This is a genomic window from Pseudomonas sp. BP11-1-1 (assembly GCF_052112105.1).
Classification (GTDB): Bacteria; Pseudomonadota; Gammaproteobacteria; order Pseudomonadales; family Pseudomonadaceae; genus Aquipseudomonas; species Aquipseudomonas alvandae.
On the sequence record NZ_JAUTYU010000002.1, the window covers coordinates 316,240 to 331,674 of the forward strand.

Sequence of the window (15,435 nt, forward strand, 5' to 3'; positions counted from 1 at the left end):
ATCGTCGCAGTGGGCATCTCCCGGCAGCTTTACATGACAAGAAACTGGGAAACGTCCTTCAATCGAATGGGAAGCGTCGCCATTCAATCCACGAGACACCGCCCTTACCCTTTACGTTTGTCGGTTCAGGCATTCAAACAAGGGGTCGGGTATGAGGTGGTGCGCTGTGACGTTGTGGCTGTGTCTGGCTGGCGCGAGTTGGGCGGGGGAAAGGGTGCTGGTGCCGGAGAACAATCCCAAGCCGGAGTATCCGACAGCTCTGAACCGGGCCGGGATCATGGGCGCGGTCAAGGCCAGTTTCACCGTACACACCGATGGTCGTGTGGATGAGATCACGATCCTGCACAGCGACCATCCGGAGTTTACCGAAGCGGTTCGAGGGGCGCTGGTTGAATGGCGTTTCCAGCCTTGGACGGCGGATGACGAACATTCCGCCCAAGTACGCGTCGTGGCGCCGTTCGAGTTTCGCCTGGATGACACGCCGATCGATGCCAATAAATGGATCAAGACCTGGCGATGCTCGGACATCAACGCCTATGCCAGCGACCGATTGCAGGTGCGGGACCTGCTCCCGTTCCATTACACGCGCAGCTACCTGTCCAATGTCTTCTTCGTCAGGCAGCTACCGGAAGCCGAGCGCCTGGCGCTGATCGCCCGGTTCAACCGGCTGCTGCCCTCGATCGTACAGCGCTGCGGAAGGTTTCCCGCGACGCGGTATATGAGGATGTTGCCGAAGGAGATTCGGGAGTTGCTTTAGAAATGGGCGGTAAATATCTACCGCCAAATCGGTTTGAATTTGTGGTTGGCAGGAATTACGGCGCGGTCATTGGAAAGAAAAAGGCCAGAACCCTCTATCAATGGCTCTGGCCTTTTTTAATCGGTACGGGTTCAGCGAACTTGCACAACTACCTTGCCCACAGCCTTGCGCTGCCCCAGGTCGTTGATCGCCTGCGCCGCGTTGTCCAGCGGATAAACCTGGGACACCAGCGGCTTGAGCTTGCCTTCGGCGAACCAGCCGAACAGTTGCTGGAAGTTGGCCGCGTTGTCCTGGGGCTGGCGCTGGGCGAAGGATCCCCAGAACACGCCGACCACCGAGGCGCCCTTTAGCAAGGCCAGGTTTACTGGCAGTTCGGGGATGCGGCCGCTGGCGAAACCGACCACCAGCAGACGGCCGTTCCAGGCGATAGCGCGCACGGCCTGGTCGAACAGGTCGCCGCCCACCGGGTCGTAGATCACGTCGGCGCCCCGGCCGTCGGTGAGGCGCTTGATTTCGTCCTTGAGGCTGGTTTCGGTGTAGTTGATCAGCTCGTCGGCGCCGGCGGTCTTGGCCACGGCAAGTTTTTCCGCGCTGCTGGCGGCGGCGATCACGCGAGCGCCCATGGCTTTGCCGATTTCCACTGCCGCCAGACCGACGCCGCCGGAAGCGCCAAGCACCAACAAGGTTTCACCGGGCTGGAGGTTGGCCCGCTGCTTGAGGGCGTGCATCGACGTGCCATAGGTCATGCTGAAAGCGGCAGCCGTGTTGAAATCCATGGACGAAGGAATCGGCAATACGTTGTAGGCCACAACCGCCACCTGTTCGGCGAAGCTGCCCCAGCCGGTCAGTGCCATGACCCGGTCACCTGTTTTCAGGTGGCTGACCTTTTCGCCTACTTCACGGACCACGCCCGCCGCTTCGCCACCCGGGGAAAACGGGAAGGGCGGCTTGAACTGGTATTTGCCCTCGATGATCAGCGTGTCAGGAAAATTCACCCCGGCGGCGTGCACATCCAGCAGCACTTCGTTCTTTTTCACGACGGGGCTGGCGACGTCTTCCAGCACCAGCGATTCGGCGGGACCGAATTCTTTGCACAGCACGGCTTTCATCAGGGCTATTCCTTTGGGAGTGATGGCCGATAAGTGTAGGTGTGAGAGTCAATGGGTCAACGAGCATGTCCCGCCCTGATAGCTGGCCATAAGCTTGTGCTTGGACGGCGGGTCGGTATGCTGGGCCGCAAACCGGATGAGGAGTCGAATGTGAAAGCGTGGATCATGTTGATGCTGGCCCTGTCGCTGCCAGCGGCAGTGATGGCCGAAGAGGGCAAGGAAGCCAAGGAAGGCGAGGCGCCGAAAGTCAGTTACATCACCCTGAGCCCTCCCTTCGTGGGGAATTATGGGCTGGACGGTACAGCCAAACTGAAGGTCTACAAGGCCGACGTCGCCCTGCGCGTAACCGGTGACGCCGCCGCTGCAGCGGTGAAGGCTAACGAGCCGTTGATTCGCAACCAGTTGGTGGCGCTGTTCGCCCAGCAGACGACCGAGACGATGAACAACCTTGAGGCCAAGGAGAAGCTGCGTCAGGAAGCGTTGAAGCAAACCCAGCAAGTGATGAATGACGAGACCGGCAAGCCGATGGTCGAGGATCTGTTGTTCAATAACCTGATCATTCAATAAGCCGCCTCGATCGCAGCCTTGGGCCGTGCCCGGATCTCCTGGCGCTGGCCAAGGCTGCTTTTTTTCGTCAAGACGCCAGGCTTTTCCGAAACCGGGCCAGGGCGATTGCAAAGAACAAAAGCCCGATGATCGCCAGCGCCAGCAGGTCCGGCCAAATCACGCCAGGGCCGGCATCTCGGAACAGGATCGCCGCGCTGAGGCTGACGAAATGCGTCGACGGCGAGCCCTGCATCACCCATTGCAACCACTGCGGCATGCTGTCCAGCGGCGTACTGCCGCCTGACAACAGCAGCATTGGGATGATGACCGGGATCGCCAGCAAGCCGAATTGCGGCGTCGAACGGGCCAGGGTGGCGAGGAAGATGCCCAGCGATGTGCTGGCGAACAGATAGAGTGCGGTCACCAGCAGGAAGAGCACCATGGAGCCAGCAAGCGGTACTCCCAGTGCGAATTTGACGATGATTTCCAGCGATGCCCAGGTGCACAGCACCACCACCAGCAGGTTGCTCCAGATTTTCGCCAGCATGATTTCCAATGCCGTCAGCGGCAGCACCAGCAAATGGTCGAGAGTGCCATGCTCACGTTCGCGTAGCAGCGCGGTCCCGGTGAGAATGATGGCCAGGATGGTGATGTTGTTGACGATCTGGATCACCGCCAGGAACCAGCCACCTTCAAGGTTGGTATTGAACAGCGAGCGGGTGGTCAGCCTCACGGGCGTTCGCTCGCTCGTTTCTGCCTGACCGGCGTAGGCCGCCAATTCCTGCTGGAAAATCCGCCCGATGTAGCCGGCACCCATGAACGCCTGGCTCATGGCCGTGGCGTCGACGTTGAGTTGCAGGGTTGGTTCGCGTCCTGCGAGCAGGTCGGCCTGGAAGTTGGCGGGCACGTTGATGACGAAGGTGAAGCGGCCACTGTCCATGACCTTGTCCAGGTCGGCATAGGGCAAGGCCACCGGGCTCTGGAATTCCGGAGGCTGCAGGACCTGGGCCAGTTCACGCGAGAGTTGGCTCTGGTCTTCGTCCACTATGGCGACACTGGCATGGTGGACGCCGACCACTGAACCGGCGGCCGGCATGTAGATCGCCACCGTGAAGGCGTAGCCCAGGAACAGCAGCAGGACGGAGTCATAGCGCAGGCTGGTCAGTTCCTTTAGCCCGAGACGCCAGATATGTGAAAGCGTGTGCATCAGGCCTCCTGCTTTTTCAGCATGATCAGGCTGAGTCCGGTGAAACCGAGGAAAAAACCGCATAACGCCAGGCATTGTGGCCAGAGCTGGCGCAGGTCCAGGGCCTTGGTGAAGGTACCGACGGCGATATCCAGGAAGTACCCGGCGGGAAACAACTGGCCCATCACCGAGGCTGCACCTTCCAGGGACGAGCGCGGCACGATCAGTCCGGAAAACTGAATGGTCGGCAGGCTGGTGATAATCATGGTGCCGAGGATCGCCGCGATCTGGGTGCGTGTGAATGCCGAGATCAGCAGCCCCATGCTGGTGGTCGCCAGTACATAGAGCAGGCCGCCCAACGCCAGCGTCACGCCGCTGCCCTTGAATGGCACGCCGAACAGCCAGCGGTTCATGGCAGTCAGCAGGGCCAGGTTAATCAGGCTGACGACCAGGTAGGGAACCTGTTTACCTAGCAGGAATTCCAGTCGGGTCAGCGGCGTGGCATAGAAATTGGTGATCGAACCCAGTTCCTTCTCCCGCACGATACCCAGCGCAGTCAACATGGCAGGAATGAATGCCAGGATCAGCGCCATGACCCCGGGGCCGATAGCGTTGACGCTGACCACGTCCTGGTTATAACGAAAGCGCGTCTCCAGCGTCGCGCCGGGTTGCCGGGCCAGCGCGCGACTGCTCGATTCAGCCAATTGCTCAAGGTTAGCCGCGTGGACGGCCTGGACATAGTTGCGACTGGTCTCGGCCCGAAACGGTATGCCGCCATCCAGCCAGGCGCCCACGGTTGGCTGACGGCCAGCGTAAAGGTCACGGCCGAAACCGGGTGGTATTTCCAGGGCGAGCTTGATCTCGGAGCGCTGCAAGCGTCGGTGCAGCTCCTTTGCGTCACGGATGATTGGCTGCTCCTCGAAGTAGCGTGAGCTGCGGAACGCTTCCAGGTACGTGCGACTTTGCGGGCTCTGGTCTTGGTCATACACAGCGAAGGCCAGTTTTTCTACATCGAGGGAAATACCGAAGCCGAAGACCACCATCATGAACAGGGCCCCCAGCAGGGCGAAGGCCATCCGTACTTTGTCGCGCAGCAGCTCCTTACCTTCACGGCTGGCGACAGCCCATAGGCGACCTAGGCTCAAGCCGCGCTGGTCCCGGGGTGTGTCGGCGCTGTCGAGGGCCACTGGGGCGGGGTCCTGCTGCGTCTCGCCCTGGGCTCTTTCCAGGCAAGTGACAAACGCGGCTTCCAGCGTCGGGCCGTTGAATTGCGCCTGTAAAGCCGTCGGCGTATCACAGGCCAATACTTTGCCGGCGTGCATCAATGAAATGCGGTCACAGCGCTGGGCCTCGTTCATGAAGTGCGTGGAAAGGAAAATCGTCACGCCCTGCTCGCGAGACAGCTCGACCAGTAGCCGCCAGAAATCATCCCGCGCCGCCGGATCGACACCTGAGGTCGGCTCATCGAGGATCAGGACTTCCGGGCGATGCAACACCGCCACCGCCAGGGACAAACGCTGGCGAAGGCCCAGTGGCAGCGCGCCGGAAGGTTGGTCCGCCAGCGCCCGGAGATTGAAGCGCTGGATCAACTCATCGATGCGCTGGCGACTGTCCGCCGTGGGCAGGTCGAACAGCTTCGCGTGCAGCGTCAGGTTCTGGCGCACGCTCAGTTCGCCGTACAGCGAAAAGCTCTGGGACATGAAACCCACTCGCTTGCGGGTGGCCAGGTCCTTGGCGTCGACCGGGTTGCCCAGCAGCTTGGCACTGCCTTCGCTGGCGGGGATCAGCCCGGTCAGCACTTTCATGGTGGTGGTCTTGCCGCAACCGTTGGAGCCCAGGAACCCAAAGATTTCACCGCGGCCAATCGCGAAGCTGACGTTATCGACGGCAGTAAAATCGCCGAAGCGCAAGGTGAGGTCGTGGGCTTGGATGGCAATGTCGGTGGTGTTGGCGTTCCTCGCAGGGATCAGCAACGGTTCGTTGTCGCGACCACGGTTGCCCTGGAAGTGGGTGAAAGCCGAGTCGAGCTTGCCATCCGGGGTGATCTTTGCCAGCTCTGCGCTCAAGCCCTTGGCGATCAAGCGACCGTTGTCGAGCATCAGGCAATGTTCGAATTGTTCGGCCTCTTCCATGTACGCCGTGGCGACCAGCAGGGTCAGTTGCGGCCGTTGTCGGCGCACGCCTTCTATCAGTTCCCAGAAGCGCCGCCGGGACAGCGGGTCCACGCCGGTGGTGGGTTCGTCGAGAATCAGCAGGTCCGGTTCATGGATCAGCGCGCAACACAGGCCGAGCTTCTGTTTCATGCCGCCGGACAGTTTGCCCGCCGGACGGTCGGCAAAAAGTTGCAGGTCGGTGGCCAGTAGCAAGGTATTCATGCGTTGGTCGCATTCGGTCCGCGATAACCCGAACAGCGTGCCGAAAAACCGAATGTTCTCGCGTATCGACAGATCAGGGTAAAGGTTGCCTCCCAGCCCTTGAGGCATGAAGGCAATGCGTCGATAGAGCGTATTGCGATGGCGTCGATCATTGATCGATGCACCCAGCACGTCCAGTTTGCCGTGCTGAAGTTTTTTTACCCCGGCGATCAACCCCAGCAGGCTTGACTTGCCTGCGCCGTCCGGGCCGATCAGGCCGCAGCGAGTGCCGGCGGGCAGGCTAAAGGTGATATCGCTCAACGCCGCGTGCTGGCCGTAGCGATGCTCAATGCCCGAGGCGTGCAATGCTTCGCTGGGGGCGATGCTCATTGCAAGTTGGCCGGCCAATCAATGGGGGCGGTTCGCACATAGCCGGCGCCGGGCATGCCGGGTTTGGCCTGGGGCACTTCGCCGGGACGGGTCAGGCGCACTTTGACGCGGAATACCAGTTTCTGGCGTTCATCGCGGGTTTCGACTTCTTTCGGGGTGAACTGGGACTTGGCCGCGACGAAACTGACCTTCGCCGGCAGCGGTCGCTCGGGCAGGGCGTCCAGCAGCAGTCGTGCCTCATCGCCCACTGCCAGTTTCCCGACCACCGACGCCGGCAGGTAGAGGTTCATGTATTGATCGTTCGGGTCGATCATCAACAACACTCGACCGCCGGCGCCCAGCACTTCACCGGGCTCGGCCAGGCGCAACTGGATCACGCCGTCGAGCGGTGCCCGCAACGTGCTGTCATCTATTTCGCTGGTGAGCTGGGCCACTTGGGCCAGGGTCGCGCCGATGGCCGCATTGGCGGCCGATTCCTGGGCCCGGGCGGCGTTGACCGCTGCATTGGCGGTGTCGACGCGGGCTTGCTGCTGATCGATGACCTGGCCGCTGGCGTAACCGCGCTTGAACAGTTCCTGGGTTCGCTTGAGTTCCTGATGGGCGAGCAATTGTTCGCTCTGGCGAAACTGTACATTGGCCTGGGTGGCGGCCAGATTTTGCCGGGCACGTAAGACTTCGGCCTCGGCCTGGTTGCGCTGGGCCTCCAGGGTCCGGGTGTCCATGCGTGCCAGCACTTGGCCCTTGATGACGCTGTCGCCCTCATCGACATGGACTTCGGCCAGGCGCCCGGGCGTCTTGCTGGCGATCTGGACTTCGGTGGCCTCGAGGCGACCGTTGCCCAGGCTCAAACCGTCCGGCAGGCGATCATGGCGCGACTTCCAGTAGCCGAAACCGCCGGCAGCCAGCAACACAGCCATCAAGGCGAGGGCAAAAAAGCGAGAGGTACGATGGTTCGTCGACATGTCCGGCATCCTGCTGCTGTAGCGTCGAAGTCTGCAGCATCAATAACCGGCTCAGCTTGATGTCCATCAACTCATCGCTAGTCAGCGCAGCGCAAGCACCGCCGCCCACTGTTCGGCTGTCACCGGCATCACCGACAGCCGCGAGCCTTTCTGTACCAGCGGCATCTCGGCAAGGGCGGCCTGCTGTTTTAGGTAGTCGAGCTTGAGTACGCGTGGGAATGTCTCGATATGGGCGACATCGATCGCAGTCCAAGGATTTTTTTCCGGGCTGGCCTTGGGGTCGAAATAGTGGCTGTCAGGCTCCAGGGCAGTAGGGTCTGGGTAGGCAGCCTGGATGATTTTGCCGATCCCGGCGATGCCTGGCTCGGGACAGCTGGAATGGTAGAAAAAGAACGTATCGCCCACCGCCATGGCCCGCAGGAAATTGCGCGCCTGATAGTTGCGAACGCCGTCCCAGCGCGCTTGGCCGAGCTTTTCCAAGCCCTGGATGGACAATTCGTCGGGCTCGGATTTCATCAGCCAATGGGCCATGATTTCTACTCCTGGGCGATGTGGAAAAAAATAGTTCAGCGATTTTATGACAAACCGACAGTCGGTTGACGCCAGAGTTTGCGTGTGGGTCCGGGTTGCCGCAAAATGCCGGCCTTCCAAGCTTGACGCTGCTGCACGGCCAATAAGAAAACCGCTGCTGTCATCGTGTGTGATATGCCTTGAGGGGGGCAATCGATGAAACGCAAACCGGATTTGTTGTGGATACTGGTCATTCTGTTTGGCCTGGGTGTCGTGACCACGGGTTACGCCCAAAGCCTTTGGGCCAACAAGACCGATGCGCCGGTGGAAATCACCCAGCCCGCACAATCGCTCAAGCGCTGAGCCCGCTTTCCAGGCGCCGCTGATCACCGCGGCGTCTATCCCGCGATATACCATCGCTTGTCGCTGACCGTTCCTTGCAGCGGCACGTCCCAGCTTGCCTGTGCCAATCGTTCGACTTTCTGGCATTCATGGGCCAGCCCCAACAGCGTCGGCTTGCGCCACTGTCTACGTCGTGCCAGGTACGCCAGGCTGCGGTCATAAAAGCCGCCGCCCATGCCCAGTCGACCTCCGGCGTCATCGAATCCCACCAACGGCAACAACACCAGGTCCAGGGCCCAGACCTTGCGCTGCCGGGCGATGTTCTGGCGCGGTTCCGGGATACGAAAGCGGTTGGGCTGCATTTTTTCGCCGGCGTGAATGCGCTGGAACACCATCTTGGTCTGCGGCCAGGGGCTCAGTACCGGCAAGTAGGTCGACTTGCCTCGACGCTGGGCCGCGCGCAGCAGCAGGCGCGGGTCGATCTCGCCGTCGTTGGGCAGGTAAAGCGCAATGTGCTTCGCGCGGCGAAACAGTGGATGCTGGGCCAGTTGCCTGTAGAGCCCGCGGGCCGCTTCCCGCTGCTGGGCCGGCGTCAGGGCACGACGGGCCTGGCGCAGCAGGCGTCGGAGTTGCGGGCGAGGCAGCAGCGCAGGTTCTGTCATATCGAGGCTTCACGAGGCGGTGTCATCACCACAGCGTAACCGCAAACGATCGGGCCAGAAATGGCGAAAGCCAGAAACGACAATGCCAGTCATGATGACTGGCATTGTGTCGAGAATCAGGCTCCCCGGATGAACCGCTGTCGGCTTAGCCCTTGAACCCGAAAGTTCAAGGTGGAAGTTGCAGGAGGCGTTAAGGCTTTCCGTCAAGCGGACATGCACACCGGCCCCAACGTGCAACCCCCGTGGTTGTGCGTATCGGCTCAGGGACATCACCAACTGGCAAGCACCCCAGGGAGTGTCGCAAGTATACCCCAGGCAGCCTCGCGAATCAGCCCTTGCTGACGTCCGGATCAGTGGCCAGTACCAAATCCACCCGTTCCAGCAGGTCGCGCACCTGTTCGCGGGTCGAGCCGCTGACCTGTAGGTCGGGCGTATCCTGGCGGTGTAGCAGGTCGTGGGTGATGTTCAAGGCGGCCATCACGGCGATGCGGTCGGCGCCGATGACTTTACCGCTGCTGCGGATCTCGCGCATCTTGCCGTCCAGGTAACGGGCGGCGCTCACCAGGTTGCTGCGCTCTTCCTGGGGGCAGATGATCGAATATTCTTTATCGAGGATCTGCACGGTGACGCTATTGCTTGAACTCATGAGTCTTGCTCCAGGGCCTTGAGGCGCGAAATCATCGATTCGACCTTACGCCGGGCGATTTCGTTTTTTTCAATGAGGTGCGCGCGTTCCTCGCGCCAGGTTTTTTCCTGAGCTAATAAGAGTCCGTTTTGGCTCTTAAGTTGCTCGACCCGTTCAATTAGCAGCTCGAGTCTGGCCATCAGCGCTTGCAGGTCGGTATCTTCCATTGTGTCCACTGAGGATTGTGTCTGATGGGGAATAAGGGTCGCACAGCCTTTAATGGTCTTGGCGAGTCTGTCGATGTAGGATACAAGGCCTCCATTCTAGACATAGCGCCGTCTGGCGCCTAGCTGCCCATGCCCATTCAGAATTCCCCGTATCAAGCATTCGCCACCCTGCTGAGCACCAGCGGTCATCCTGTCTCGCCTGCCGAACTGCATGGCTTGCTGCTCGGTCGCAGCTGTGCCGGCGCCGGTTTCGACGCCGATGGCTGGCTGGCCGACGCCGCCGAGATGCTCGAAGGCGAGCCTGCCGACAACGTGCGCAACGCGCTCATCGGCCTGCAGGAAATGGTCAAGGGTGAGTTGACCAGCGATGACATGACCGTCGTCCTGCTCCTGCCGACCGACGATGCGCCGTTGAGCGAACGCGCCGCCGCGCTGGGCCAGTGGTGCCAGGGCTTCCTCGCCGGTTTCGGCCTGACCCGCCGCGAATACACCCTGAGCGATGAAGCCAAGGAAGTGCTGCAAGATCTGGCGGCCATCTCTCAGGTCCAGGATGCCCTGGAAGAATCCGACGACGGCGAAAGCGACTATATGGAAGTGATGGAATATCTTCGGGTCGCGCCACTGCTACTGTTTACCGAGACCAAGAAAACCGCTGAGCCGGCTGCCAAGCCATCCTTGCACTGATCGCTTGAAAGGGAACACCGTCTGCCCATGATTCATATCCCGAAATCGGAATACAGTCGTCGCCGCAAGGCCTTGATGGCGCAGATGGAACCCAACAGCATCGCAATCCTGCCCGCCGCCGCCGTTGCTATCCGCAACCGCGACGTCGAGCATGTCTATCGCCAGGACAGCGATTTCCAGTACCTCAGCGGCTTTCCCGAGCCGCAGGCGGTCATTGTGCTGATGCCCGGCCGGGGCCATGGCGAGTACGTCCTCTTCTGCCGCGAACGCAACGCCGAGCGTGAGCTATGGGATGGACTGCGCGCCGGCCAGGAGGGCGCAATTCGAGACTACGGCGCCGACGACGCATTTCCCATCACCGATATCGACGACATCCTGCCGGGCCTGATCGAAGGTCGCGACCGGGTGTACTCGGCCATGGGCAGCAACCCTGAATTCGACCGGCACCTGATGGAGTGGATCAATGTGATCCGTTCCAAGGCCAACCTCGGCGCCCAGCCGCCGAACGAATTCGTTGCCCTGGATCATCTGCTTCACGACATGCGCCTGTATAAATCGGCAGCGGAAGTGAAAGTGATGCGCGAAGCGGCCCGGATTTCGACCCAGGCGCATATACGGGCGATGCAGGCGGCTCGGCCCGGGCTGTATGAGTTCAGCCTGGAAGCCGAGCTCGATTACGAATTCCGCAAGGGCGGCGCAAAAATGCCGGCCTACGGCTCCATCGTCGCGGCGGGGCGCAACAGCTGCATCCTGCACTACCAGCAGAACGACGCGCTGCTCAAGGACGGCGACCTGGTGTTGATCGATGCCGGTTGTGAGATCGATTGCTACGCCAGCGACATCACCCGTACCTGGCCGGTCAGCGGCAAGTTTTCGCCCGAGCAGAAGGCGATCTATGAAGTGGTGCTGGCCGCCCAGGAAGCGGCGTTCGTTGAAATCGCGCCGGATAAACACTGGAACCAGGCCCATGAAGCGACGGTCCGGGTCATCACCGAAGGGTTGGTGCGCCTGGGCTTGCTTGAGGGCGACGTGGATGAGCTGATTGCCAGCGAAGCCTACCGGGCGTTCTACATGCATCGCGCCGGCCATTGGCTGGGCATGGATGTGCATGATGTGGGCGAATACCGCGTCGGTGGCGAATGGCGAGTATTGGAAGCAGGCATGACGTTGACGGTGGAGCCGGGAATTTATATCTCGCCGGACAACCGCAACGTAGCGAAAAAATGGCGCGGCATTGGCGTGCGCATCGAGGATGACGTGGTAGTGACCAAGACCGGTTGTGAAATCCTGACCCGTGGCTTGCCCAGGACGGTCGCCGATATCGAGGCCCTGATGGCCGCTGCACGGACCCAGGCGGCATGAGCCGGGTCAATGTGGCAATCGTCGGCGGCGGCCTGGTCGGCGCGAGCCTTGCGCTGGCATTGCAGGCCGGTGCAAAGGCGCGGGGCTGGAAGATCATGCTGATCGAGCCCTTTGCACCTGGCGACACCTGGCAGCCGAGCTATGACGCGCGGTCCTCGGCGCTTTCATTCGGCGCCCGGCAGATCTATCAACGCTTGGGCCTGTGGCAGGAGATTTCCCGCCGCGCCGAGCCGATCAAGCAGATCCACGTGTCCGATCGCGGGCGGTTTTCCACGGCGCGGCTGTCCGCGATGGAAGAGGGCGTGCCGGCCCTCGGCTATGTCGTGGAAAACGCTTGGCTCGGCCAGTGCCTGTGGCAGGGCTTGGATCCGGAGGTCGTCAGTTGGCGCTGTCCGGCGCAGGTCACTCGGATGGAGCCGCAAGTCGAGGGTTATCGCCTGACCCTCGACGACGAAACCGTCCTCGAGTGCGACCTGGCGGTGCTTGCCGACGGCGGTCGTTCCGGCCTGCGGGAGCAGTTGGGGGTCGGTGTGCGCAACCGACCTTATGACCAGAGCGCGTTGATCGCCAACATCACGCCGGGCGAAGCCCATAACGGCATGGCGTTCGAACGGTTTACCGATGACGGTCCGATGGCCCTGTTGCCGCTCCCGGAGAATCGCTGTGCGTTGGTCTGGACCCGGCAGGGGATGGATGCGCAACGCCTGGCGGCATTGGACGAGCGCAGCTTCCTCAGTGAACTGCAGGAGGTGTTTGGCTATCGGTTGGGCGCGCTCAAGCAGGTCGGCGCGCGGCATCTTTACCCCTTGGCGCTGGTGGAGGCTGAAGAACAGGTCCGTCCGCACTTGGTGATCCTGGGCAATGCCGCCCATAGCCTGCATCCGATCGCCGGACAGGGGTTCAACTTGTCCCTGCGCGATGCGCAAGCCCTGGCCGATGCCTTGCTGGAAAGCGACAGCACGCCTGGCGATTTCGCCGTGCTGCAGGCCTATCGTGAGCGCCAGCGGATGGACCAGGCCCTGACCGTGGGATTCTCGGACCAGGTGACACGCTTGTTCGCCAGCGATATGCCGTTGGTGTCCGTGGGTCGCAATCTGGGCCTGTTGGGCCTTGATCTGTTGCCGCCGGCCAAACGCTGGTTCGCTCGCCAGGCCATGGGCCTGGGAACCCGTCCCGATGCGTGAGCCGGGGTATTTTTTTCACGGGCGGCTCATGTCGCCAGCTACACAGGCTTAAAGCATGGAATTGCGTGCAGATCTGCTGATTGTCGGCGCCGGTATGGTCGGCAGCGCCCTGGCGCTGGCGTTGCAGGGCAGTGGCCTGCAAGTGCTGTTGCTCGACGGCAGCCCGATGAGCGTCAAGCCCTTTGATCCACAGGCGGCGTTCGAACCGAGGGTCAGCGCCTTGTCGGCGGCCAGCCAGCGGATTCTCGAACGCCTTGGCGTCTGGGACGGCATCACCGGACGGCGCGCCAGCCTGTATACCGACATGCACGTCTGGGATGGCAGCGGCACCGGGCAGATTCATTTTTCTGCCGCCAGCCTGCATGCCGAAGTGCTGGGGCATATCGTCGAGAACCGCGTCGTTCAGGATGCCTTGCTGGACAGGTTGCATGACTGCGACCTGGGCTTGCTGGCCAGTGCGCGCCTGGAGCAGATGCGCCGCTCCGGTGATGACTGGCTGTTGACCCTCGCTGACGGCCGAACCTTGCGGGCACCGCTGGTGATTGCCGCCGACGGCGCGAATTCTGCCGTGCGCCGCTTGACCGGTGTCGCTACGCGCGAATGGGATTATCTGCACCACGCCATCGTGACCAGCGTGCGCACCGCAAAGCCCCATCGATTGACGGCCTGGCAACGTTTTACCGACAACGGCCCGCTGGCTTTCCTGCCGCTTGCGCGCGACGGCCAGCAGGATTGGTGTTCCATCGTCTGGTCCACGACCCCCGGCGAGGCGCAGCGCTTGATGGCGCTCGATGACGCAGCGTTCCGCGACGAACTGGAACGTGCTTTCGAAGGTCAGCTCGGCACGGTTCTCGCCGTCGACCCGCGCCTGTGCGTGCCGCTGCGCCAACGCCACGCCAAGCGCTACGTGGCCGAAGGGCTCGCACTGATTGGCGACGCGGCCCATACGATCCATCCGTTGGCCGGGCAGGGGGTGAACCTCGGCTTCCTCGACGCCGCCGTGCTGGCCGAAGTGCTGTTGCAAGCGGCCGGACATGGCGAGCGCTTGGCGGACGTCAAAGTCTTGAGTCGCTACGAGCGCAGGCGCATGCCTCACAACCTGGCGCTGATGGCGGCGATGGAGGGCTTCGAGCGGTTGTTCCAGGCGGATCCGCTGCCGGTTCGCTGGCTGCGCAATACTGGATTGAAACTGGTGGATCAGATGCCTGAGGCCAAGGCATTGTTCGTGCGCGAGGCGCTGGGGTTGATCGGGGATTTGCCGGAGTTGGCCAAGGCTTGAGACCCCTCCCCATAGGGTCAGGTGGGTCAGGTTGAAACAGGTCAATGTGGGAGCGAGCCTGCTCGCGAAAAGGGCGGAACAATCCCCGCTATGCAACATTTGGAAATGTGTCCGGCAACAGTTCGATTGAGCTGCCAAATGTGAGTCCTTATCATTTGCGCTCGTTCACAAACCAGAGACCGCTCCCATGTCGGCAACCAAACGCCTGCTGTCCGTCCTCGCCTTGGCCCTGATCGGCACTACCGCCGCTCAAGCCGCCGATGAGGTGGTGGTCTATTCCTCGCGCATCGATGAGTTGATCAAACCGGTTTTCGACGCGTACACCAAAAAGACCGGTGTGGCGGTGAAGTTCATCACCGACAAGGAAGCGCCACTGATGCAGCGGATCAAGGCCGAAGGCGAAAACGCCACCGCCGACCTGCTGCTCACCGTGGACGCCGGCAACCTTTGGCAAGCCGAGCAGATGGGGATCCTCCAGCCCTTCACCTCGCCGGTCATCGACGCCAACATCCCGCCTCAATATCGTGCGTCCTCCCACGCCTGGACCGGCTTGAGCCTGCGGGCGCGGACCATCGTCTATTCCACTGACCGGGTCAAACCGGGCGAGTTGACCACCTATGAAGCCTTGGCTGGCAAAGAGTGGGAAGGCCGCTTGTGCCTGCGGACGTCGAAGAAGGTCTACAACCAGTCCCTGACTGCGACCCTGATCGAAACCCACGGGGCGGAAAAAACCGAGGAAATCCTCAAGGGTTGGGTCAAGAACCTGTCTACCGACGTGTTCTCCGACGACACTGCGCTGCTTGAAGCGATCAATGCCGGCCAGTGTGATGTCGGTATCGTCAACACCTACTACTATGGCCGCCTGCACCAGCAGAAGCCGGACTTGAAGGTCAAGCTGTTCTGGCCGAACCAGGCCGATCGGGGCGTGCACATCAACCTTTCGGGCATTGGCTTGACCAAGCATGCGCCGCACCCGGAGGCCGCGAAGAAGCTGGTGGAATGGATGACCACGCCTGAAGCGCAAAACATCTTTGCCGACGTGAACCAGGAATTCCCGGCGAACCCGAAAGTGGAGCCTTCCAAGGAAGTTGCCGCCTGGGGCAAGTTCAAGGCCGATACGTTGCCGGTGGAAGTCGCGGGTAAGCGCCAGGCCGAAGCCATCCGCATGATGGATCGTGCTGGTTGGAATTAACACCTGTGGGAGGGAGCTTGCTCCCACCGGGCCTGTAGGAGCTGGCAGGGACTGGTCGGAGTTG

16 protein-coding genes and 1 other RNA gene are annotated in these 15,435 nt (G+C 61.6%); 8 read left to right on the forward strand and 9 right to left on the reverse strand.

Annotated elements, in window-relative coordinates; genetic code table 11:
• Positions 1-151 precede the first annotated feature (151 nt).
• Positions 152-757, forward strand: a complete 606-nt coding sequence (locus Q7C33_RS05010) for an energy transducer TonB (protein ID WP_198797514.1) — start codon at positions 152-154, stop codon at positions 755-757.
• Positions 758-888: 131 nt separating this feature from the next.
• Here Q7C33_RS05010 and Q7C33_RS05015 read toward each other — a convergent pair whose 3' ends face one another.
• Positions 889-1,866, reverse strand: a complete 978-nt coding sequence (locus tag Q7C33_RS05015) for an NADPH:quinone oxidoreductase family protein (protein ID WP_198797513.1) — start codon at positions 1,864-1,866, stop codon at positions 889-891.
• Positions 1,867-2,016: 150 nt separating this feature from the next.
• Between Q7C33_RS05015 and Q7C33_RS05020 the strand changes: the two genes are divergently transcribed.
• A complete protein-coding gene (locus Q7C33_RS05020; RefSeq protein ID WP_030138132.1) occupies positions 2,017-2,433 on the forward strand; it encodes a flagellar basal body-associated protein FliL in 417 nt (138 codons plus the stop codon).
• Positions 2,434-2,500: 67 nt separating this feature from the next.
• On the opposite strand, the gene Q7C33_RS05025 is transcribed toward Q7C33_RS05020, so the two are convergent.
• The 4 genes from Q7C33_RS05025 to Q7C33_RS05040 form a co-directional block, all read right to left on the reverse strand.
• Positions 2,501-3,619 (reverse strand): ABC transporter permease, encoded by a 1,119-nt coding sequence (locus tag Q7C33_RS05025; RefSeq protein WP_030138131.1) that lies wholly within the window; start codon positions 3,617-3,619, stop codon positions 2,501-2,503.
• The gene (rbbA, locus tag Q7C33_RS05030) at positions 3,619-6,342 is read right to left on the reverse strand and encodes a ribosome-associated ATPase/putative transporter RbbA (protein WP_030138130.1); all 2,724 of its coding nucleotides are present in this window, start codon (positions 6,340-6,342) and stop codon (positions 3,619-3,621) included. The genes Q7C33_RS05025 and rbbA overlap by 1 nt, the downstream gene beginning before the upstream one ends.
• Complete coding sequence (locus tag Q7C33_RS05035; RefSeq protein ID WP_030138129.1) at positions 6,339-7,304, reverse strand: HlyD family secretion protein; 966 nt, start codon at positions 7,302-7,304, stop codon at positions 6,339-6,341. Before Q7C33_RS05035 ends, rbbA begins: the two co-directional genes overlap by 4 nt.
• Positions 7,305-7,385: 81 nt before the next feature.
• Entirely contained in the window at positions 7,386-7,835 is a 450-nt protein-coding gene (locus tag Q7C33_RS05040) for an EVE domain-containing protein (RefSeq protein WP_030138128.1), read from the reverse strand.
• Positions 7,836-8,030: 195 nt separating this feature from the next.
• On the opposite strand from Q7C33_RS05040, the gene Q7C33_RS05045 reads away from it, so the two are divergent.
• Positions 8,031-8,177 (forward strand): hypothetical protein, encoded by a 147-nt coding sequence (locus tag Q7C33_RS05045; protein ID WP_085987032.1) that lies wholly within the window; start codon positions 8,031-8,033, stop codon positions 8,175-8,177.
• 35 nt (positions 8,178-8,212) lie between these two features.
• On the opposite strand, the gene Q7C33_RS05050 is transcribed toward Q7C33_RS05045, so the two are convergent.
• From Q7C33_RS05050 to Q7C33_RS05065, 4 genes are all read right to left on the reverse strand, one after another.
• Complete coding sequence (locus tag Q7C33_RS05050; RefSeq protein WP_198797510.1) at positions 8,213-8,818, reverse strand: 5-formyltetrahydrofolate cyclo-ligase; 606 nt, start codon at positions 8,816-8,818, stop codon at positions 8,213-8,215.
• Between the two features lie 118 nt (positions 8,819-8,936).
• Positions 8,937-9,116, reverse strand: a non-coding RNA gene (gene ssrS, locus Q7C33_RS05055) — 6S RNA.
• A gap of 30 nt (positions 9,117-9,146) precedes the next feature.
• Complete coding sequence (locus Q7C33_RS05060) at positions 9,147-9,464, reverse strand: cell division protein ZapA (protein ID WP_030138126.1); 318 nt, start codon at positions 9,462-9,464, stop codon at positions 9,147-9,149.
• Entirely contained in the window at positions 9,461-9,670 is a 210-nt protein-coding gene (locus tag Q7C33_RS05065) for a TIGR02449 family protein (RefSeq protein WP_030138125.1), read from the reverse strand. Before Q7C33_RS05065 ends, Q7C33_RS05060 begins: the two co-directional genes overlap by 4 nt.
• Positions 9,671-9,799: 129 nt before the next feature.
• Here Q7C33_RS05065 and Q7C33_RS05070 point away from each other — a divergent pair, with 129 nt between their 5' ends.
• From Q7C33_RS05070 to Q7C33_RS05090, 5 genes are all read left to right on the forward strand, one after another.
• The gene (locus tag Q7C33_RS05070) at positions 9,800-10,354 is read left to right on the forward strand and encodes a YecA/YgfB family protein (RefSeq protein WP_030138124.1); all 555 of its coding nucleotides are present in this window, start codon (positions 9,800-9,802) and stop codon (positions 10,352-10,354) included.
• A 27-nt stretch (positions 10,355-10,381) separates the two neighbouring features.
• Positions 10,382-11,716 carry a Xaa-Pro aminopeptidase gene (gene pepP / locus Q7C33_RS05075; RefSeq protein WP_407682932.1) on the forward strand — a complete coding sequence of 445 codons (1,335 nt, stop codon included), beginning with the start codon at positions 10,382-10,384 and terminating at the stop codon, positions 11,714-11,716.
• Positions 11,713-12,900 (forward strand): 2-octaprenyl-6-methoxyphenyl hydroxylase, encoded by a 1,188-nt coding sequence (gene ubiH, locus Q7C33_RS05080; RefSeq protein WP_407682933.1) that lies wholly within the window; start codon positions 11,713-11,715, stop codon positions 12,898-12,900. The genes pepP and ubiH overlap by 4 nt, the downstream gene beginning before the upstream one ends.
• Positions 12,901-12,961: 61 nt before the next feature.
• Complete coding sequence (locus Q7C33_RS05085) at positions 12,962-14,179, forward strand: 2-octaprenyl-3-methyl-6-methoxy-1,4-benzoquinol hydroxylase (protein WP_407683037.1); 1,218 nt, start codon at positions 12,962-12,964, stop codon at positions 14,177-14,179.
• A gap of 187 nt (positions 14,180-14,366) precedes the next feature.
• Entirely contained in the window at positions 14,367-15,371 is a 1,005-nt protein-coding gene (locus Q7C33_RS05090; protein ID WP_407682934.1) for an extracellular solute-binding protein, read from the forward strand.
• Positions 15,372-15,435 lie beyond the last annotated feature (64 nt).